Annotated in this window: 21 protein-coding genes; 11 read left to right on the top strand and 10 right to left on the bottom strand. The window is 58.5% G+C overall.

The genetic code is table 11. From position 1 onward, the window contains the following. Positions 1-39: 39 nt before the first annotated feature. The 6 genes from BSF79_RS05055 to BSF79_RS05030 all read right to left on the bottom strand — a co-directional run bounded on the left by BSF79_RS05055 (position 40) and on the right by BSF79_RS05030 (position 2269). A complete protein-coding gene (locus tag BSF79_RS05055; RefSeq protein ID WP_090268782.1) occupies positions 40-252 on the bottom strand; it encodes an ATP-binding cassette domain-containing protein in 213 nt (70 codons plus the stop codon). 1 nt (position 253) lies between these two features. Continuing rightward, positions 254-763 carry an ABC transporter permease gene (locus tag BSF79_RS05050; protein ID WP_175545263.1) on the bottom strand — a complete coding sequence of 170 codons (510 nt, stop codon included), beginning with the start codon at positions 761-763 and terminating at the stop codon, positions 254-256. Positions 764-773: 10 nt separating this feature from the next. Then, positions 774-941: a hypothetical protein gene (locus BSF79_RS19720; RefSeq protein WP_175545262.1), complete on the bottom strand. Its 168-nt coding sequence runs from the start codon at positions 939-941 to the stop codon at positions 774-776. Positions 942-1003: 62 nt separating this feature from the next. Continuing rightward, complete coding sequence (locus BSF79_RS05040; protein WP_139246383.1) at positions 1004-1279, bottom strand: ABC transporter permease family protein; 276 nt, start codon at positions 1277-1279, stop codon at positions 1004-1006. 90 nt (positions 1280-1369) lie between these two features. Next, a complete protein-coding gene (locus BSF79_RS05035; protein WP_090268778.1) occupies positions 1370-1825 on the bottom strand; it encodes a periplasmic substrate-binding domain-containing protein in 456 nt (151 codons plus the stop codon). A gap of 90 nt (positions 1826-1915) precedes the next feature. After that, positions 1916-2269, bottom strand: a complete 354-nt coding sequence (locus BSF79_RS05030) for an ABC transporter substrate-binding protein (RefSeq protein ID WP_090268777.1) — start codon at positions 2267-2269, stop codon at positions 1916-1918. A 190-nt stretch (positions 2270-2459) separates the two neighbouring features. Between BSF79_RS05030 and BSF79_RS05025 the strand changes: the two genes are divergently transcribed. The 3 genes from BSF79_RS05025 to BSF79_RS05015 all read left to right on the top strand — a co-directional run bounded on the left by BSF79_RS05025 (position 2460) and on the right by BSF79_RS05015 (position 3837). Then, complete coding sequence (locus BSF79_RS05025; protein ID WP_217650046.1) at positions 2460-2702, top strand: hypothetical protein; 243 nt, start codon at positions 2460-2462, stop codon at positions 2700-2702. 399 nt (positions 2703-3101) lie between these two features. Further along, entirely contained in the window at positions 3102-3362 is a 261-nt protein-coding gene (locus BSF79_RS05020; protein WP_090268775.1) for a hypothetical protein, read from the top strand. 22 nt (positions 3363-3384) lie between these two features. Beyond that, positions 3385-3837 carry a hypothetical protein gene (locus tag BSF79_RS05015; RefSeq protein ID WP_090268774.1) on the top strand — a complete coding sequence of 151 codons (453 nt, stop codon included), beginning with the start codon at positions 3385-3387 and terminating at the stop codon, positions 3835-3837. 20 nt (positions 3838-3857) lie between these two features. Here the strand turns inward: BSF79_RS05015 and BSF79_RS05010 are convergent, their stop codons facing one another. From BSF79_RS05010 to BSF79_RS05000, 3 genes are read right to left on the bottom strand one after another with little or no spacing between them, the layout of a single operon-like run. Beyond that, positions 3858-4910, bottom strand: a complete 1053-nt coding sequence (locus tag BSF79_RS05010) for an AI-2E family transporter (RefSeq protein ID WP_090268773.1) — start codon at positions 4908-4910, stop codon at positions 3858-3860. Beyond that, positions 4910-7165: a glycosyltransferase gene (locus tag BSF79_RS05005; RefSeq protein ID WP_090268772.1), complete on the bottom strand. Its 2256-nt coding sequence runs from the start codon at positions 7163-7165 to the stop codon at positions 4910-4912. The genes BSF79_RS05010 and BSF79_RS05005 overlap by 1 nt, the downstream gene beginning before the upstream one ends. Then, positions 7162-8175 (bottom strand): lysylphosphatidylglycerol synthase transmembrane domain-containing protein, encoded by a 1014-nt coding sequence (locus tag BSF79_RS05000; RefSeq protein ID WP_090268771.1) that lies wholly within the window; start codon positions 8173-8175, stop codon positions 7162-7164. The genes BSF79_RS05005 and BSF79_RS05000 overlap by 4 nt, the downstream gene beginning before the upstream one ends. A 668-nt stretch (positions 8176-8843) precedes the next feature. On the opposite strand from BSF79_RS05000, the gene BSF79_RS04995 reads away from it, so the two are divergent. From BSF79_RS04995 to kce, 7 genes are all read left to right on the top strand, one after another. Then, positions 8844-10277: a hydroxymethylglutaryl-CoA synthase family protein gene (locus BSF79_RS04995; RefSeq protein WP_090268770.1), complete on the top strand. Its 1434-nt coding sequence runs from the start codon at positions 8844-8846 to the stop codon at positions 10275-10277. A gap of 10 nt (positions 10278-10287) precedes the next feature. Further along, positions 10288-11487: an acetyl-CoA acetyltransferase gene (locus BSF79_RS04990; RefSeq protein ID WP_090268769.1), complete on the top strand. Its 1200-nt coding sequence runs from the start codon at positions 10288-10290 to the stop codon at positions 11485-11487. 76 nt (positions 11488-11563) lie between these two features. Beyond that, positions 11564-12040, top strand: coding sequence for a MaoC family dehydratase (locus tag BSF79_RS04985; RefSeq protein WP_090269078.1), 477 nt, complete (start codon positions 11564-11566; stop codon positions 12038-12040). After that, positions 12037-12930, top strand: coding sequence for an HpcH/HpaI aldolase/citrate lyase family protein (locus tag BSF79_RS04980; protein ID WP_090268768.1), 894 nt, complete (start codon positions 12037-12039; stop codon positions 12928-12930). Before BSF79_RS04985 ends, BSF79_RS04980 begins: the two co-directional genes overlap by 4 nt. 4 nt (positions 12931-12934) lie before the next feature. Continuing rightward, positions 12935-14092: an acyl-CoA dehydrogenase family protein gene (locus tag BSF79_RS04975; RefSeq protein ID WP_090268767.1), complete on the top strand. Its 1158-nt coding sequence runs from the start codon at positions 12935-12937 to the stop codon at positions 14090-14092. Between the two features lie 36 nt (positions 14093-14128). Further along, entirely contained in the window at positions 14129-15376 is a 1248-nt protein-coding gene (locus BSF79_RS04970; RefSeq protein WP_090268766.1) for an acetyl-CoA hydrolase/transferase family protein, read from the top strand. Between the two features lie 18 nt (positions 15377-15394). Continuing rightward, on the top strand, positions 15395-16327 hold the full coding sequence (gene kce, locus BSF79_RS04965; protein ID WP_090268765.1) for a 3,5-dioxohexanoate:acetyl-CoA acetone transferase: 933 nt from the start codon (positions 15395-15397) through the stop codon (positions 16325-16327). 55 nt (positions 16328-16382) lie between these two features. On the opposite strand, the gene BSF79_RS04960 is transcribed toward kce, so the two are convergent. Beyond that, positions 16383-17441: an NADP-dependent oxidoreductase gene (locus tag BSF79_RS04960; protein ID WP_090268764.1), complete on the bottom strand. Its 1059-nt coding sequence runs from the start codon at positions 17439-17441 to the stop codon at positions 16383-16385. Between the two features lie 124 nt (positions 17442-17565). Between BSF79_RS04960 and BSF79_RS04955 the strand changes: the two genes are divergently transcribed. Then, the gene (locus tag BSF79_RS04955) at positions 17566-18726 is read left to right on the top strand and encodes an acyl-CoA dehydrogenase family protein (protein WP_425443231.1); all 1161 of its coding nucleotides are present in this window, start codon (positions 17566-17568) and stop codon (positions 18724-18726) included. The last annotated feature ends 71 nt before the right edge of the window (positions 18727-18797 follow it).

Genomic DNA, 18797 nt, shown 5'->3' with positions numbered 1-18797 from the left:
CGGCATCGACGGTGCTGCGCGCCCACAGCCACAACCGGATCAAGAGAGGTCATCGGGTTTTGTGGCACCATCGCGATGCGGCCCCCCGCAATAGGCACGCATTTTACGTTCCGGCAGAGCCGTCAGCGACTTTCCAGACCCGGATTCCCCGACCAGCCCCAACACTTCGCCACGACTCAGATGCAGGCTTGGATCGCGCAGCGGAGGCACCGCGCCAAAAGCCACGCCGATGTGTTGAACCTCTAACAACATCTCAGACCTTGCTTGCCCGGTGCCGCACATCCAACCCGCGCAACAGACCGCCGCCCAACAGGTTGATGGCAATGACCGACAGCGCACTGCCAGCTCCGGGACAGATGATGACCCAAGGCACGGTAAACATTTGTACAGAGTCCGCATTCATCATGCCGCCCCAACTGGGCACAGGCGGCTGCGCGCCCATGCCGAAAAAGCCCAGCGTCGCCTCTAGCAAAATCGCATTGCCAACGGTCAATATGGCGACGATCACGATCGGCGCGATGGCATTGGGCCGCAACCGCCGCAGCCAGATATGGGTCGGCCCCGCTCCCATACTGCGTGAAGCCTCTACAAAAGTGGCGCCGCGCAATCTGGCGATCTGCGTGCGGGTCAAACGGGCAAACTGCGCCAGATAGGCAATCGCAATCGCCAACATGGTGCTGATCGATCCAGGGCCCATCATCACCACCAGCAGCAACGCCAACAGGATTTCGGGAAAGCACCATGTCAGATCAATCGCCGCCATCACACTGCCGTCAATCCAGCCCCCCCACATAGCCACAGATCAGGCCAAGCCCGGTGCCGACAATCATCGACGCTGCAACCGCCAGCAACCAACAGGCCGATCCGCTGGCCAGGATGGTCATGAGCGGCAACTCGCGTGCCCCCAGCACATGTTTCAACCCGATGCGTGCAGGCGCCATGCCGCGCGCGTGCAGAAACAAAACGAAATCCTATTTTTCAACCTCAAGGACCGAGGCCCGCATCACCCGTGCGACAAGACCCGCCGCCGCGCCAACCACGGCGGATAAGATCTGCGTATTACAATCGCCGCGCCCAGATTGCCATGGAAACGATTGCCCAGCCACGTCAGATATTGCGCGGCAAGGCTGCGATCCAGACCATAGCGTGCCACAATCTCGGCCCGCTGTGCTTCGCTGGCGCCGACCTTCATCAGGCTGTCGATCGGGTCGCCCGGCACAACACGCACCATCATAAAGACGACCAGCGCAAGTAAACGGCGAATAAGATATTGAAACACGACTATGATCCTGATTGCGGGATTATTTGAACTCAATGTCCAGAACTGATTGTGATTCAAACACCGGGCCGTCTATTTTTTCCTGCAGGATCAGATGATCCGCGGTGAGCACGATATCCTGAGTAGGCCATATATCGGCGACATGGTCCACAGGCTCATGATGTACTCGTGGTAGGCGCAGAAACTTTCGATCCGCTCGTCGCCAGTGCGCGACCAGATCATCGCCTTGATCCGCAGGGCTTCGGCCGTTTCGTCAGCAAACATCGAGATATTGGTAAAGCCCATGCGCTCGCCAGTGAAGAACCAGTCAAGAACGTCAGTGTTGTTCCAGCCATAGCGGCGCAGCATCAGCTGATGCTCGCACTTGCGCAGTTCCGATTTGATCGCCGCAGAATCCTGCACGATCAAATTGGCCTTCATGCCAATGTCGCGCAGCTGCGCCTGAATAACTTCGGCCATTTTGCGGAAATCGCTATCGCTTTGCAGCCAGAACGGCACCTCAAGGGACGTGCCATCTTTGACCCGCACCCCATCGTCACCGGCCACTCATCCAAAAGCACCTTGGCCACTTCCAGATCAAAATGAACCTCACTTTCCGGGCTGATATCAGCCTCGGGCAACTGCGTGATCAGAACGTTATGCACCGGGGTGCCCTGCCCGCGAACAGGTTGCCGATGGTGGCCTGACGGTTCCCCGCCATCGCGTCGCCTTGCGCACCGCGATGTCATCAAACGGGGCTTGGGTGACGTGCTTCGGCATATAATAAATGCCGTACCCTTCAAGCAGACGCTGTTCGGCGTTTTTCAACGCCTTGTATTGGCCCAACAGATTGGTCGGCACGTCCGACACCAGATCCACACCGCCGGTGCGCAGTTCAAGGAAGGCGACCGAAGCATCGCCGATCTGCACAAAGCGCAGGTCGTCAATTTTAGCCGGATCTTTGTTTTTCGGCTGCGGGCTGCCCCAAGTATAGTCCTCGTTGGCGTTCAGCTTGGTTGCGCCCGCTTCCGAGGACGGAACGACAAAAACCGCCTCTGTGGTTCAGCCTGCAATTATGGTGCAAAAGGAAAGCCCTGCCGCCAATGCGGCAGAGGAAAACGTCATATTCATTTTAGAGTTCCCTATTGTTGATCGTGTGGTTCAGTGAGTTGAACATCTTCGGGGTTCACTGACCCCGATGGTGGCCTTTGTGCAGCTGTCGCTCAATGCGGCTTTCACCCGACTTGATGCCGCGAAGGCCGAGGCGCGACTGCAGCAATTTTACAGATTGCATCTTATGGTCTCCATGGCAGCGATCGGGATCATATCAAAAGATGGAAAACCATCACAATTTTCAAAATTGACGACTTTACTATCCTCTTGGGAGGCGCGGCAGCGTTTTGCCTTTTTTGCACACCTCCAAGCCGAAGGGATCAGTTATTGATCTGGAAACGCACATCTCTTCCGAAAGGCTCCGTATCAAAAGCACGGTTGGGGTCTCCGCATACAACTCCGAAATCGCGCGGGAAGTCATTCTGAAACTCCTGACGACAGGCGATGCATTCGACGTCTTCTCATTGCTGGACGGAAAGCCGCGCGGCAAGCCCTGCGTCCAATCATCCTGACTATGCTGGCGCATCCCATTGACCTTCGGAACAGTCGTCTCAACGGCCTTCACGATCTTCGTGGTTCCGTTAATCTGTAGCAAGGATGCGCAGATGCGGATGAAAAAGGCCTGAGACCCAATGCGCCCTCGATCCGCGAATGGATCGGGGGCATAGTTCACATAGACTCAGCAAGAGGCTGACTGAGGGCGCCGCAGCGCACAGATAAGGAGACACCGATGAGCCTGATGAGTGAAATAATGGCCCTGCAGGCCGAGATAGAGGCGAGTGCCCGCAAGACACCGACGGCGAAGGCGGCTCCGGAACCGGACCTCGAAAACGCGGAAGAAATGCCCGAACTCGAAACCTTTATGAAAACAATGCACGAAACCATGGATGAGTTTTCCGAGGACATCGCTAGATATCCGCAACTCACGGCGCTTGCCGCCCTCGGCATCGGCTTTGCCGCCGGGATCATCATCGGTCGCCAGTTCCGCTAACCGCCTTTGTGAAAGGTTTCCCATGTCTGCTCTCAATTCTGCAAAACTCTACGGCCATGTCGCGCTGCTGCGCCGCCAGGTTCTCCTCCGGCAAATGATCCGGCGCGTTATCGCCGGGGCGCTTGCTGTCGCGGCGATGATCGTCGCCGCGGGGCTTTCGACCTATGCGCTTTACCTGTGGATCCGCGTACCACTCGGAGATATTGGCGCGTGCCTGACGATCGCCGCACTTTATCTTGCCGTCGCCATCATCCTGCTGATCTTTACCCTCCGGGAAACGAAATCGCCCGAGCTTGACGCGCTTGCGGAAATGGAAGCCGCCGCGCTTGAGACGATCACGGCAGAGGCGCAAGGCGCTGTGCAAATGGCGAATGCCGCAGGACAGAGCATCGAAAACCTCGGCAGCTCGCTCTCCCTTGGCATCGGCGTGCTGTCCGTGCTGCGCAAACTTCTGGCGTCACGCAAACCGACATGACCCTGCGTGGGATCTTCGACTCAGCCTTGCGACCTGTCTTCAGTGAACAATGACCACACGGCAACAAAAAGCGCGGCAATCAGCGGTCCCAGGACGAAGCCGTTCATGCCGATCAGCATGATGCCACCCAGAGTAGAGATGAGAATAACGTAATCTGGCAGCCGGGTCCCTTTTCCAACCAGAGGAGGCCGGATCAGGTTGTCGACCATGCTGATAACCAATGTCCCGGCGGCAAGCATCGCGATACCCCTAATGTAATCTCCTGACGCCAAAAGATAGATTGCAGCCGGCACCCAGACCAAGGGTGCGCCGATTGCAGGCAAAAGCGATACGGCAGCCATGAGCACCCCCCACAACAGAGGGGCCTCGAGTCCGAGCGCCCAGAAGGTGATGCCGCCGAGTGCCCCTTGGATCATGGCGATGACGATGTTTCCCTTGACTGTCGCCTTCATCACAGAGGTGAATCTGTTCAGGATCTGATCGGTGTGGTGCTCGCTAAGCGGACTGACCTGTCTGATCTGTGCAGTCAGGTCCATGCCATCGCGAAACAGGAAGAACAGCAAATACAGCATAACGCCCAGACTGGCGACAAGTTGCACCGCGTTGTGCCCGATGGTTATGGCTTTTGTGGCAAACGCCTGACTGGCCTGCAAAAGGAAGGCCGTCAGGCGGGTCTGAATCTCGTCGAAACTCCCTAGATTCAGGGCTGACATAATCTTGAGAACGAAAGGCGGCAGCACACCTTGAATGCGCTCTAGAAGGCCTCCGATATCGAGTTCCTGTGTGTCGAGGCGGACATAAAGGTTCGCGGCTTCCTGCGCCAGCGCGGCAAGCAGGATCATCCCGGGGATCACTACAATACAGATGCAGATCAACACGCTAAGGATTGCCGCGAGGTTGGAATGGCCGTTCAACCATATATCCAGGCGCCGCTTCAGCGGATCAAACAGAATCGCCAAAATGGCCCCCCACAGGATCGCACCGTAAAATGGCAGGATCAGCCAGATAAACGCCGTCGTCACCAAGATGATAACAGCAAAGAAGCTCATTTCCTGGATCGTTACTTTCGACATCAGGCCCCACCCTCGTCATCATTGTTCAGGCTTTTATCTATACGATGTTTCGAACGAGACAGAGAACTCTGCACCAACCCCTCATAGTGTAAAGCGACGGATGCTGCGAATTTGTCCGTCGAATACCCGTGTGCGACGGCTTTTGCATTCTCACCAAGCGCTTTTCGCAGGTGCGGATCGTCAATCAGTCTGCTCAGCGCAGCCGTCCACTGCACAATATCCTCGGGCGTCCTGTAGCCCGTCGTGCCGTTGGAAACAAAGGCATCCACACCGCTGGAATCAACGGCGACGACAGGCAAACCGGCGGCCATGGCTTCAAGCACGACCATCCCCTGCGTCTCGGAGCGCGAGGCAAATACGAAGACATCCGAAATCGCAAGATACTGCGGCACGATCGATCCGTCGATGTTTCCCAGAAACGTGACATCCCCCTCCAGATCTCGGGCTTTGACCATTTTTTCAAGCGGCGCGCGTTCATCGCCGTCGCCGAGAACAAGCAAACGAAAGGGCGCGGTATCGCGGCTTTTCAAGCGCTCCATGGCCGCGATGATAAAATGGATGTTCTTTTCCGGCGACAACCGGGAAACGGTGACAAACACCAGCCTTCCGTCTGGGTTAACCTCTTGACGCAGCTCCGAAAGGCGCGGTCCGTTCGGGGGCTCGAACTTCTCAAGATCAAGCCCCGTCGGCTGCACATGCACGGGGCGGTCCACCCCGATTAACCGCATGTAATCCCGCGCCACCGGGGTCGGCACAATGACCGCGTCGCATTTATTGGCAAACCTGCGGATCAGCCAGTGGGCGATAACATTGCGAAACAACCGGCCCGGCACCGGAATCTGATGTGCATAATACTCAAGCCGCGTGTGATAGGTGTAGATCACCGGAATGTTCAGGCGCCGGGCCATGATCCGCCCGAGTGAACCAAGCCAGAACGGATGATGCACATGAATGATGTCCGGGTTGAACGTCTTGATCGCCCGCCGCGTCCGTCTGAGGAACGGGTTGGCGATACGAATCCAGCCGCGGGTTGGCAACAGCACTGGCACGCGCTCGACGGTCGGGTCGGGGGCGTCAGAGCCGTAGCTGGGGCACACGACCATGACCTGATGGCCATGCGCCTCAAGCCCGCGTTTCAACAACTCGACTGAAATGGGCACGCCGCCGACGAACGGAAGATAGTTGTTTGTGACCATCGCGACGCGCAAGGGGCGGCCCAAATGCGTCAGCGGCGGGGCGTCATATGATGGGTAATAGTCGCGCTCGCGGAACAGATGATTGAACAGATAGATACCAGTTAGCGCAAGAGCCGAGAAGATCAGAAGAAAACTTAGAAATCGAACGTAGAACAACGAATAGATGAACGACCAAAGGCTTTCGAACCACCGCATCGCAAGCGTGGGGGCGGTTTCGATACGAACGACGTCCACAGACATTTCGTGCCCGCCCGCAGTCACGTCGAGATAGTGATAAAAGCTCTGGTCATTGTTCAGGATCAGACCGCCACCCCCACCGGTCGTGATGTGGCGAACGCCGTCGACCATCTGATCAGAGAACACCGAAGCCCCGGCCGAGATCACCGCGTCGACATCCAGTACCTGTAGCAGCGCCTGCATCCGGGTCTGATCCTCGGGGGCAGACCAGATCCCCTGATCCGGCTCAAACAGAAGATCGCCCAACGGCGGCACCAGCGGCTGACCAACAAAGACGATAATCTGCCGGTTCTGTTCACCCCCCAGCAGATCTGCCAGCCATCGCTCCTGCCACGCGGCAGAGCTACGTCCGGTCCCGTCAAGGAATACCAATCGAACATCGCCAAGCGACACCGAATAGAAGTGCGGCCCGAACTTCTTATAGAATCGGCTGCTGCCGAACTCGGTGAACTCGTGATCGCCAAAGGTCAGAAGAAACGGCTTTTTCAGCAGCGACAACGAGCCCAGAAGAGAGCGATAGTTGTCCTCCCCGCCACCGCTGACGGCATTGCCCGCTGACACGACGAAATCGATGTCTGAGGCGTTGAGGTCCTCGACGATCTGTCTTTCAAAAATCCCGATGGAGTTATTCGCCTCGCCGATGACGGCGAAACGAATCTTCTCGTGACCTTGGGTGGCCGTTTCGATCTGTTCGATCTGCCCGGTGTGCAGCGCATTCGTATCCGGTGCGTCGAAAAGCAGATAGATTTTGTACCCCAGCAGGGCGAGCAGAACGGCAAGGTTCAGGTAAAAAGTAACGGACAGAAGTGTTTTCTGTTTCATGGCTGGAAAGCTCTGGATTTGACGGCTCTCATCATGAAAACTGCTCCAATCCCCATGCCCAGATAGATGGTCAGCACCCGCCAGACAAGTACGATGAACACCAGATGTTCGGGCGCGATTTGCCCCGCCATCAGCCCTGCAAAGGCAAGTTCGGAAAAGCCTGCCCCGCCCGGGCTCGGTGCGAAATACATCAGGAAGGTGACGACCGAAAGCGTCCCCATCACCGCCAGCCAATCGACATCATAATCCAGCAGCGCCATCAGCAGGGCCGGAAACGAGAACAACGCCAAGAGAAAGACGATAGTGAACAACGCGGACAAGGCAGCATACCGGCGCGATCCGGTCAAAAATGTCCGAAACCCGTCGGAAAACCCGGTCATCACCTCGCGGACACGGATGCGCCACCGGTCCCGGCGCTCGGTCCCAAGCAACCCGAGGCGGGAGGCGCCCCGCAGCATTCGTTCGATGAAAGCCGCGATTAGCATGGGTCGAAGCAGGACAATGAGAAACCCAACCAGATAGAACACAATGACGATGGATAGCGAATTCGTGAGCCTCTCGGAGAGATGCTCCGCCGCGCGTCCTTTGGCGAATAGAAATTGAAACGTTGGCGCTGCCGTGAATATCACAAGCATTGCCAGAACGGTCCTGATCGTGGTCGCCGCCGCCGCAGAACCAACCGAAACGCCGCTTCTGCCCAAATACCAGATCTGGGCGAAACCGCCACCGGTCGCCATCGGCGTGATATTCGAGAAGAGAATATTGATAAAAACCAGCGGAACGAGGTCCTTCAGCGACACCCGTTCACCCAGCGTGCGAAGCACGAAATAAAGCCTCAATCCATCCGAAGCAAAATAGATGACAAGCAAACCCGCAATCGCAAGTAGCGCGGAAAGATCGAAAAGGCGCGGATCTATCTGGGGCGCGGCACCCCCCGAAAGCGCATGAATTGTTGCTAGGCCTGCAAGCGACAGTCCGATGAACAGCAGTGCAGAGACAACTCGAATCACAAAATGCCTCTATCTGTTTCTAGACCGGCCAGATGCCCTTTCAGTCTGAGTTGAAAGGGCATCGCCCAAGGATGATACTCAGTTGTTCTGACGATCAGAATAGCTGCAAGCAGCCCAAGGGTCCTTTTCTTCACAAGTGTCATCGTCGCTGTATTCCCAGCCCCGAAAGGCGCCGCCCTCTACGTGGAAAGGCGTGTCAGATTGTGCCCCAAATTATGTCGGCCCCCAAGCTCTTGCGTCAACAAAAGTTACTTCTTTGATCGGGGGCCTACTCGTTTCCACCCTAGCAGAAGCGGATCCAAACCGCGACAAGTCCAGCAGGCCTTGAAAGGCAAGCATACCGTATCGGCGCTGGCCGCTGGCGATGTTCACGCATGGAAAACACTGCTGGACGGCTTGCTTGTAGGGGCTTTTTTCATCTCTCCCAAGAAATGTAGGGGAATCGCGCGCCCCAAGCCGATGCCGCCACGAGTCAAAAATTCTTAATTGTTTTCAACGCCATGAAAGCGGTCCATCTCAGTTTTCAGCCGACAACACTGCGGCTGCGCGACCCCACGCAAGCGCCGCCACTAGCATATTTTACGCTTGCGTATCAAAGGGGCGCCGAATAGCATCCCGCCAACTCGGGCGAATTACGCGCCCCGCACCAAACGACAGCAGGAGTTGAGATGGATTTTGGCATTACTTCATTCGGGGCATACGTCCCGCGGATGCGGCTTGAGCGTGCAGCTATTGCCAAGGCTCACAAATGGATGGCCCCCGGCCTTGCAGGCGCCGCCAAAGGCAGCCGCGCCTTTTGCAGCTGGGATGAAGATGCCCTGACAATGGCTGTCGAGGCCGGGCGCGATGCCCTTGGCGCTACGCGTGATGGCGTCAACGCAATCATCGTTGCCTCCACGACCCTGCCCTACAGTGATCTGTCGAATGCCGCGATCATTGCTGGTGCGCTGAACATTCCCCAATCGGCCGCGTCCTCCGAAAGCACCGGCTCGCAACGTGCCGCCACCTCTGCGCTGGTTCAGGCGCTTGAGGCAGGCAAAGACGGCACATTGGTCATCGGCTCGGACAAACCGCCGTCGAAACCCGCCAGCGCGCAAGAAATGAGCAATGGCGCAGGCGCCGCCGCCGTGCTGCTGGGAACCAGCAATGTGGTTGCCAAATACATTGGCTCAGCCAGCGTTACCGTGAATTTTGCCGACCACTTCCGCGCGTCGGACGAAAGCCACGACTACATGTGGGAAGAGCGCTGGATCCGCGACGAAGGCTTAGCCAAAATCATCCCCCGCGCGGTCAATGCAGCGTTGGAAAAAACCGGCCTCTCCATTGGCGACTTTACGTATTTCGTGATGCCCTCGATGACCCGCAAAGCGGCTGACAGCGTGGCCAAGAAACTGGGCTTTGGCGGCAAGGTCGCGGATGGTCTTGAACTTGACTGTGGCCTTGCAGGCGCGGCGCACCCGCTACTGATGCTGGCCAACGTACTGGAAACCGCCAAAAAGGGCGAACGTATTTTGCTGGTCGGCTTCGGTCAGGGCGCAGACGCCGTGGTCCTCGAAGCCACCGGCGCCGGGGCGCGTCCGGGTCGCGGTGTCAGCGGATCGCTGGCCGACAAATACATGACCGACGATTACCTTCGCATGGCCTCGTTTTACGACGAGATCGAACTGGAGTGGGGTATGCGCGCCGAAAAGCCCGGCAAAGCAGCCCTGACCGAGGCCTATCGCTCGTCGTTCCAGTTGTCGGCTTTCATGGCTGGCAAGTGCCCGCATTGCAGCACGATCCAGTTCCCGCAACTGGCCTATTGCGTCAATCCCGACTGCGGCAAGCCTGCCGATAGCTTCGAGCAGGTCTCGCTGGCTGATCAGCCCGCGAAAATCCTGACCTACACCGCGGATTGGCTGTCTTACTATCCGGCCCCGCCACTGTTTGTCGGCTTCGTGCAATTCGACAACGGCGCGCGCCTGCTGATGGAAACCGTCGATGCCCCCACCAATGTGGTCGAGGTGGGCGTGCCGGTCCGCATGGTGTTCCGCATCAAGGAACGCGACAAAATCCGCGGCTACAACCGCTATTTTTGGAAATCAACCCCACTCACCGTTTAGGAGAATACTTATGGCTAGCGGAATTAGAGACAAAGTTGCCATCATCGGAATGGGGTGTTCGCAGTTTGGCGAACGGTGGGACACAGGCACCGACGGCCTGCTCGCCGAAGCCTTCAACGAGGCACTCGCCGACGCCGGCATCGAGCGATCGCAAATCGGCGCGGCTTGGTACGGCTCATGCATGGACAACGCCAATGTAGGCAACTCGGCCATCCCGGCCTCTGTCGCTCTGCGCCTTGACGGAATTCCCGTCACACGCGTCGAAAACATGTGCGCCACCGGCACCGAAGCCCTGCGCGGCGCGGCCTATGCCGTGGCCTCTGGCGCGGTGGACATCGCCATCGCCGTGGGCGCGGAAAAGCTGAAAGACACCGGATACGGCGGCCTTCCCACTGGCTTCAAGGGCACCCTGAACGACCTGTGGATGCCAATCGGATCGGCTCCGGCGGGCTTTGCACAGCTGGCGGCGGGCTATCGCACCAAGCACCAGATCACCAAGGAAGACCTCAAGCGCGGTCTGGCCCACGTCAGCTGGAAAAGCCACCAGAACGGGGTCAAAAGCCCCAAGGCGCACCTGAAAAAGGCCGTCTCGATGGAAACCATCCTGAACGCGCCGATGATCGCAGAACCTCTGGGACTCTATGATTGCTGCGGGGTCAGCGATGGCGCAGCCGCCGCAATTGTGACCACCCCAGAGATCGCCCGCGCACTGGGCAAAAAAGACATGGTGACGATCAAGGCGATCCAGCTTTCAATCAGTTCGGGCGTGGAATCGACCACCAACAAATGGGACGGTAGCCACGTCATCAATACCCGCAACGCCGCCAAGCTGGCCTATGCCGAGGCCGGTATCACCGACCCTCGCAAACAGATCAGCCTGATGGAGGTGCATGATTGCTTCTCGATCACCGAACTGGTGACCATGGAAGATCTGTTCGTCTCCGAAGAGGGCCGCGCCGTGCATGATGTCCTCGACGGCGTATTCGACGCTGACGGGATTGTCCCGTGTCAGGTCGACGGCGGGTTGAAATGTTTTGGCCATCCAATTGGCGCCTCGGGTCTTCGCATGGCCTACGAAAACTACAATCAACTGCTGGGCCGCGCTGGCGAGCGTCAGCTTGAAAGCCCGTCTATCGGGCTTTCCCATAACCTCGGCGGCGTGCCGTACCAGGGGATCGCGGCAATCTCGATTCTTGGCCTGCACAGCTAGGCTTCGGAAATATCAACTGCGGGCTCCGGGCTTGGGCGTTCCTCAAGACCGGTCCCTGCGCGACATGGAGTATACGATGGCGGGCAAGTATTTTGACGAGCTGGAAGTCGGTCAGATTTTCACGCACGCGCTGCGGCGCACCCTGACAGAAACAGATAATGTTCTGTTCACCGCAATGACCCACAATCCCGCCCAGCTGCATCTGGATGCCGAATATTGCCGCACCGAGACTGAATTCGGTCAGCGGCTGGTCAACTCGGCCTTCACACTGGCGCTGATGACGGGTGTTTCCGTGGGCGACACCACACTTGGAACAGCCATTGCCAATATCGGCTGGGACGAAGTGCGTTTTCCTGCCCCCGTGTTCCACGGTGATACCCTGCATTTCGAAACTGAAATTCACGCACTGCGGGAAAGCAAATCGCGCCCCAACGCTGGCATCGTCACCTTCATTCACCGCGCGTTCAACCAACGCGATGAATTGGTGGCCATCTGCAAACGCACCGGCCTGCAATTGAAAAGCCCCGCCGCGATCGAAGGGGCCGCCGGATGAACCTGCGTTCGTGGCAATTTATTCCCGGTGACAGCGAAAAGAAGATGGGTAAAGCCGATGGCTCGCCCGCCGATGCGCTGATCCTGGATATCGAAGATTCCGTGGCCCCCGCACGCAAGGGCGCGGCGCGCGGCATGATCCGCGATCACCTTGCCGCTCGCCCCAAAGCGGCGCGCCCAAGCCAGCTTTGGGTGCGGATTAATCCGCTGGATGACTGCGCACTCGAGGACCTTTCCGCCATCATGCCCGGTGCACCAGACGGCATCATGATCCCAAAAACCAATGGCCCCGAAGACGTCTATCAACTGGGGTGTTATCTGGACGCGCTCGAAACCCGTGACGGGCTTGAACTGGGCAGCACCAAAATTCTGCCTGTCGCCACCGAAACCGCCGTCGCCCCTCTGCGCATCGCCGAATTTGCCCAGGCCGATCTACCCCGCCTGATCGGTCTGACATGGGGTGCCGAAGACCTGAGTGCCGCCGTTGGCGCCAGCACCAATCTGGACGAAACCGGGCAATGGGCGCTGACCTATCGCTTTGCGCGGGTGCAGATGCTTCTGGCCGCCAAGGCCTGCGGCGTGCAGGCCATCGACACGCTCTTTGTCGATTTTCGTGATGACGCCGGGCTGCATGCCTCTTGCGTTGCCGCCGCCAACGAGGGTTTCACCGGTCGCATCGCCATCCATCCCGCGCAGGTCGAGACAATCAATGCCGCCTTCGCCCCCTCACCTCAGGCCGTGGCCCATGCCCAGCGCGTGATCGCCGCCTTTGCTGCTGCCGGTGACGCAGGCACGGTGGGGCTGGACGGCAAGATGATCGACATCCCGCATCTTAAACAAGCCCAGCACGTTCTGGCGCTGCATCAATCCTATCAATCACGCGGAGCCTGACACCATGCCGATCACACGCAGCCTTTTTTCGCCCGAGCACGAACAATTCCGCCATAGCATTCGCCGCTTTATCGAGGTTGAAATGGTCCCGCATCACGCGCAATGGGAAGAAGACAAAATCGTCCCGCGCGAGATTTGGCTCAAGGCCGGCGAGATGGGCATGCTCTGCCCCAACATCCCCGAAGAATACGGCGGGTTTGGTGGCGACTGGCTGTATAATGTTGTCGTGATCGAAGAACTGGCGCGCGCCGGTATGACCGGCCCGGGCTTCATGGTGCACTCCGAAATGTGCGCGCCCTATCTTCTGGCTTGGGGCTCAGAAGCGCTGAAACAAAAGATCCTGCCCAAGATGGTCACCGGCGAAATCATCGGCGCCATCGGCATGACCGAACCCAGCGCTGGGTCTGACGCCAAAGAGATCAAAATGCGCGCTGTTCGCGATGGCGACACTTATGTTTTGACTGGTCAGAAGGTCTATATTTCGAATGGCCAGAACGCCGATGTCGTGATGACCTGCTGCAAAACCGACCCCGACGCAGGCGCGCGCGGCGTCAGCCTGATCGTTGCCGAAGTCCCTTGCGAGGGGTTCACCCGTGGTCGCAACCTCGATAAAATCGGGCTAAAAGCGCAAGACACCTCCGAGCTTTTCTACGACAATGTCCGCGTGCCCGTTGGCAACCGTCTGGGCGAGGAAAATCGCGGCTTCTCGATGATGATGACCAAGCTGGCACAAGAACGCCTGACTCAGGCCGTGCGCAGCATTGTCGTGGCCGAGCAGGCGATCAAATGGACCGTGGAATACACCAAGGAACGCAAAGCCTTCGGCGGCACGATCGCCGATTTCCAGAACACCCAGTTCGTTCTGGCGGGGCTGGACGCCGAAACCACCGGCCTGCGGGTATTTGTCGATTGGTGCATCGGTGAATTCATCAAGGGCGAGCTCAGCTCGACCGATGCGGCCAAGGTCAAGCTGCTGGTCACTGACCTGCATTGCAAGGTCGTTGATCAGTGCCTGCAATTCTTCGGCGGCTACGGCTATATGTCCGAATACCCGATTGCGCGCGCCTACATTGACGCCCGGATCACCCGGATCGCCGGTGGCGCCGCCGAGGTGATGAAACAGATCATTTCGCGCGATCTGTTCACCCGCAACGATCTTTGATCACATGCCTGCGCGCGACCACACCAGGAGATAGCGATGGGCAAACCGCTCTGTTCTTTTGACGACATCGCGCGCAGCTTCGCCCCCGGCGACCACCTGTTTCTGCCCGGTTGCGGCAGCGAGGCATGCGATCTGGTCACCGCCCTGCACGGCGTGGAACAGCTTCAGATCACCACAACCTTCGTGCCGGGCATCAACCCAACACCGATCGACGATTTCGCCGCATCGACCCGCGTGACCGGGCTGTTCATGACCCCGGCTTTGTCGGCACCGCAGGCGCGCGGGCAATACCGCCACCTGCCGCTCAGCTATGCCGGCTTCGCCCGCTACGCGCAGGACAACTTCACCCCTGACGCCATCGCGCTGACCGTGTCCGAACCGAACGCCCAAGGCATGGTTTCGCTTGGCACCTCGGTCGAGTTTTCGGCCTTGGTTCTAGCGCGCGCGCCCCGAAAAATCGCGGTGATCAACCCGAACATGCCCTATGTTGCCACCTCTCATTGCCTGCCTCTGTCCACCTTCGACACCATTGCGCGCTCAGATACGCCCCTGCGCACCTACGATGTCGGCCCGCGCCAACCCGAGGCCGAACAGATCGCAACCCATTTGGCCGGGCTGATCCCCGACGGGGCCGCCCTTCAAGTGGGCTTGGGAAAAGTGCCCGACGCGCTCTTTGCGCAGCTACATGACCGCAAGGGCCTGCGGCTGCATTCCGGGATGTTTTCCGATGGCGTAATCGGCTTGAACGGTGCCGGGGCGCTGAGCCCCGATTGGCCGCATATGACCTGCGCCCTGATCGGCAGCCCCGCCTTGTATGACTGGGCAGGCCGTCAGGATCAGATATCCGTCACCGGGTGCGAGCACACGCATGACCCCGCCCGCATTGCCGCAATTGATGGCTTCATCACCGTCAACACCGCACTCGAGGTCGACTTGTTTGGCCAGTGCAACCTTGAAACCGCCAATGGCCGCGCTGTCAGCAGCCCCGGCGGCGCGCCGGATTTCGCCCGCGCCGGGCGTATGTCGCACGGTGGTCTTAGCATTGTTGCCTTGCCTTCAAGCTTTGCCAAAGGCACCCAGTCACGTATTACTGCCGCAATTCACGCGCCGGGACTTGTGTCATTGGCGCGCTATGACATCGACATGATCATTACCGAACATGGGATCGCCGATTTACGCAAAGGCTCGACCCACGACCGCGCCGAAGCGATCATCAACATTGCGGCTCCGGCCTTTCGCGCTGACCTGACGGAGCAGTGGAACGTCATCAAGAACCGCCTCTGAGATCAATGGGAGAGACACATGAGAAAAGCAGACAAAGTCATCATCAGCTGCGCGATCACCGGCTCGATTCACACGCCCAGCATGACGCCCTATTTGCCAATCAATTCCGAACAGATCGCCGAGCAGGCGATTGGCGCCGCCGAGGCAGGGGCCACAATCCTGCACCTGCACGCCCGCGAACCCGGCACCGGCGCGCCATCGCAAAAACCCGAACACTACGCGCAATTCCTGCCGACCATCAAACAAAGCACCGATGCGATCATCAACATCACCACCGGCGGTGGCCTTGGCATGACGATGGAGCAGCGCTTGGCCGCCGCCAAATGGGCCGCGCCCGAAATCGCCTCGATGAACATGGGATCGTTCAATTTCAACATCTCAGGCGCTGGCGAAAAGATTAAAGAGTTCAAATACGACTGGGAAAAACCCTATCTCGAAATGACCAAGGATTTCATCCTGTCGAACACCTTCACTCAGATCGAATATGCGATGCGCGAATTGGGCGGGTTGGGCACGCGGTTTGAATACGAATGCTACGACGTTGGCCACCTCTATAACCTCGCGCATTTTGCCGACCGCGGCATCGTCAAGCCGCCGTTCTTCGTGCAGTCGATCTTTGGCATTCTGGGCGGCATCGCGCCCCGTCCCGAACATATGCTGCACATGAAGGAAACCGCCGACCGGCTGTTTGGCGATGACTATTACCTGTCGATCCTTGCCGCTGGCCGTCACCAGATGCCGTTTGTGACCATGGGTGCGGTTCTGGGCGCGAACGTGCGCGTCGGCCTTGAAGACAGCATTTACCTTGGCAAAGGCCAGCTGGCCAAAAATAGCGCCGAGCAGGTGGCCAAGATCAAGCGTATCCTGACCGAGCTGTCGCTTGAGGTGGCCACCCCGGACGAGGCCCGCGTCATGCTGGGCACCAAAGGCGCCGACAACGTCGCCTTCTGATCGACCAGACAAGCAATCAAACTTACGGGCGGCGCGCTGGCGCTGCCCGTTTTTTCTACCCGATATAAATCAGTTTTTTGCCCCGGTTCGCCCCCGCGTACAGCGCGGCAATCGCCCCCGGTGCGTGTTCGACGCCGTCGGATATATCAGTCTCAGTCACCAGCTTGCCCTCGCGATACCACGCCGCCAGTTGCGACGCCGCCGCCTCGTATTTCGCAGCGTGATCGAAAATCACAAACCCGCTCCACACCAAACGCCGCGTCAGGATTTCGCGCTCGTTGCGCGGCCCTGTCGGCGGCGGATTCCACTGTGCGTTGGCCGCCGTGCCACATTGCACGATCCGCCCGCCCACAGCCATCTGCCGCAGTACCGTATCCAGAATGCCGCCACCGGTATTGTCGAAATACACGTTCACACCCGACGGCGCCGACTGCGCAACCGCGCGTTCCAGATCGGCGGTTTTGTAGTTATACGCCGCATCGAACCCATAACGTTCGGTGCACAAAGCCACCTTTTCGTCATCGCCCGTCAGCCCGACCGTGGTGCAACCCATCAACTTGCCAATCTGCCCGACCAACGATCCAACCGCCCCCGCTGCCGTCGACACCACCAGCGTATCGCCCGCCTCGGGCCGCCCCAGCCCCGTCAGCGCCAGATACGCCGTCAGCCCGTTGATCCCCAGCAACCCGGCGAACTGCGCCAACGGCAGGGCTTCACGCGCCCGCAGAATAACCTTAGACGGATCGACAACCGCATAATCCTGCCAGTCGAACCATCCATACAGGTACTCTCCCTCGGCGTAGTCCGCATGGCGCGACGTGATCACCACCCCAACCGCCAACCCGCGCATCGGCCCGTCAAGCGGCACCGGATCGGAGTAATTCGCCTCGGCCTGCGCCCATCCCCGTTGTGCCGGATCGACCGACAAATAAATGTTGCGGATCAAAAGTTGCCCAGCGCCGGGAACCGGCACAGGTGCCTCGTCAATGGCGAAATCCGACGGCTGCGGAACCGCCAAGGGGCGATTTTTCAACAACACCCGCGTGTTCACCGACGGACGGCTAAAATGCGGTATTTCATAGGGGCCCTGCGATGTTGTGGCTTTTTCCACCATTTATCTCTCCAAAATCAGATTTCTTCGCTTGATGACTACTGCTTCACATGCATAAAGTACACTGTAATACTATTATTTCAAAAGACGCCCATAACCCGGCGCAACAGGAGGACGCCCCGTGAATATGGACCTGTCAGAAGAGCATCAAGCAATCGATAGCGCAGTCAAACAGATCTGCGCTGATTTCGATGATGACTATTGGACAAAATGTGACTCTGACCCGCGATTTCCGGAAGAATTCTATCAGGCGATGGCCAAGGGTGGCTTTCTGGGCATTACCACCCCTGAAAACCTTGGCGGTTCAGGGCTTGGCGTCACCGAAGCTGCAATCATGATGCACGCGGTCGCCTCTGGCGGTGGGGGCCAATCGGCGGCCTCATCGCTCCATATCAACCTCTTCGGGCCTCACGCCATCATCGTGCACGGCACCGAGGCGCAAAAAGCCCGCATTCTGCCGCCGTTGATTGCTGGCGAACAAAAGGCCTGTTTCGGCGTGACCGAACCCGATGCCGGGCTGGACACCACCAGCATTTCGACCTTCGCCACCAAGGTCAAAGGCGGCTATCGCATCAAGGGCCGCAAAATGTGGACCTCGACCGGGCAGATCGCAGACAAGATCCTGATTCTTGCGCGCACCAAAAAGAAAGAAGACTGCAAACGCCCGACCGAAGGCATTTCGCTGTTCTTCACCGACCTCGACCGCAAAAAGATCGAGGTGAACCGGATCAAGAAACTTGGCCGCAACGCCGTTGATTCCAACGCCGTGTTCATTGACGATCTGTTCGTGCCCGATGATGACTTGATCGGCGAAGAAGGCCGCGGCTTTTCCTACATCCTCGACAGCCTCAACCCCGAACGGGTTCTGGTCGCCATCGAGGCGATCGGCCTGGGCCGCGATGCCCTGCGCCGTGCCTCTGACTACGCCCGCGAACGTGTTGTATTTGGTCGCCCGATCGGGATGAACCAAGGCATTCAACACCCGCTGGCCGAATGCTGGGCAAAGCTCGAATCCGCCTATTGGATGACCCTGCGCGCTGCCAATCTATACGACAATGGCAAAAGCTGCGGAGCCGAGGCGAACGCCGCGAAATTCCTCGGCGCGCGCGCGGCGTTCGATGCGGCCACGCAGGCGGTGTTGACCCACGGCGGCATGGGCTATGCCCGCGAATATCAGGTCGAACGCCTGTTCCGCGAATCCGTCTTGCCACGGATTGCGCCGGTGACTGAACAACTGATCCTGTCGTTCATCGCCGAAAAGGTCCTCGACCTGCCGAAATCCTACTGACCGAACCTCATCTAGGGGCGCTTCATCGCGCGACAAAATCCAAGTTCGGATTACCCAAAGCACCCCTAGGT

Origin of the sequence: Thalassovita taeanensis, assembly GCF_900110775.1 — a bacterium.
Lineage (GTDB): Bacteria > Pseudomonadota > Alphaproteobacteria > Rhodobacterales > Rhodobacteraceae > Litorimicrobium > Litorimicrobium taeanense.
This window is presented reverse-complemented; position numbering and strand designations above follow the sequence as displayed.

What these genes read in the sequence shown, in the direction of transcription:
- BSF79_RS04995 (WP_090268770.1), top strand. Translation starts at nt 8,844, where the DNA reads ATGGATTTTGGCATTACTTCATTCGGGGCATACGTCCCGCGGATGCGG.
- BSF79_RS05020 (WP_090268775.1), top strand. Translation starts at nt 3,102, where the DNA reads ATGAGCCTGATGAGTGAAATAATGGCCCTGCAGGCCGAGATAGAGGCG.
- BSF79_RS05050 (WP_175545263.1), bottom strand. Translation starts at nt 763, where the DNA reads ATGGCGGCGATTGATCTGACATGGTGCTTTCCCGAAATCCTGTTGGCG.
- BSF79_RS05005 (WP_090268772.1), bottom strand. Translation starts at nt 7,165, where the DNA reads ATGAAACAGAAAACACTTCTGTCCGTTACTTTTTACCTGAACCTTGCC.
- BSF79_RS05010 (WP_090268773.1), bottom strand. Translation starts at nt 4,910, where the DNA reads ATGTCGAAAGTAACGATCCAGGAAATGAGCTTCTTTGCTGTTATCATC.
- BSF79_RS04970 (WP_090268766.1), top strand. Translation starts at nt 14,129, where the DNA reads ATGGGCAAACCGCTCTGTTCTTTTGACGACATCGCGCGCAGCTTCGCC.
- BSF79_RS04955 (WP_425443231.1), top strand. Translation starts at nt 17,566, where the DNA reads ATGGACCTGTCAGAAGAGCATCAAGCAATCGATAGCGCAGTCAAACAG.
- BSF79_RS04990 (WP_090268769.1), top strand. Translation starts at nt 10,288, where the DNA reads ATGGCTAGCGGAATTAGAGACAAAGTTGCCATCATCGGAATGGGGTGT.
- BSF79_RS05055 (WP_090268782.1), bottom strand. Translation starts at nt 252, where the DNA reads ATGTTGTTAGAGGTTCAACACATCGGCGTGGCTTTTGGCGCGGTGCCT.
- BSF79_RS05015 (WP_090268774.1), top strand. Translation starts at nt 3,385, where the DNA reads ATGTCTGCTCTCAATTCTGCAAAACTCTACGGCCATGTCGCGCTGCTG.
- BSF79_RS04960 (WP_090268764.1), bottom strand. Translation starts at nt 17,441, where the DNA reads ATGGTGGAAAAAGCCACAACATCGCAGGGCCCCTATGAAATACCGCAT.
- BSF79_RS04980 (WP_090268768.1), top strand. Translation starts at nt 12,037, where the DNA reads ATGAACCTGCGTTCGTGGCAATTTATTCCCGGTGACAGCGAAAAGAAG.
- BSF79_RS04975 (WP_090268767.1), top strand. Translation starts at nt 12,935, where the DNA reads ATGCCGATCACACGCAGCCTTTTTTCGCCCGAGCACGAACAATTCCGC.
- kce (WP_090268765.1), top strand. Translation starts at nt 15,395, where the DNA reads ATGAGAAAAGCAGACAAAGTCATCATCAGCTGCGCGATCACCGGCTCG.
- BSF79_RS19720 (WP_175545262.1), bottom strand. Translation starts at nt 941, where the DNA reads ATGGCGCCTGCACGCATCGGGTTGAAACATGTGCTGGGGGCACGCGAG.
- BSF79_RS04985 (WP_090269078.1), top strand. Translation starts at nt 11,564, where the DNA reads ATGGCGGGCAAGTATTTTGACGAGCTGGAAGTCGGTCAGATTTTCACG.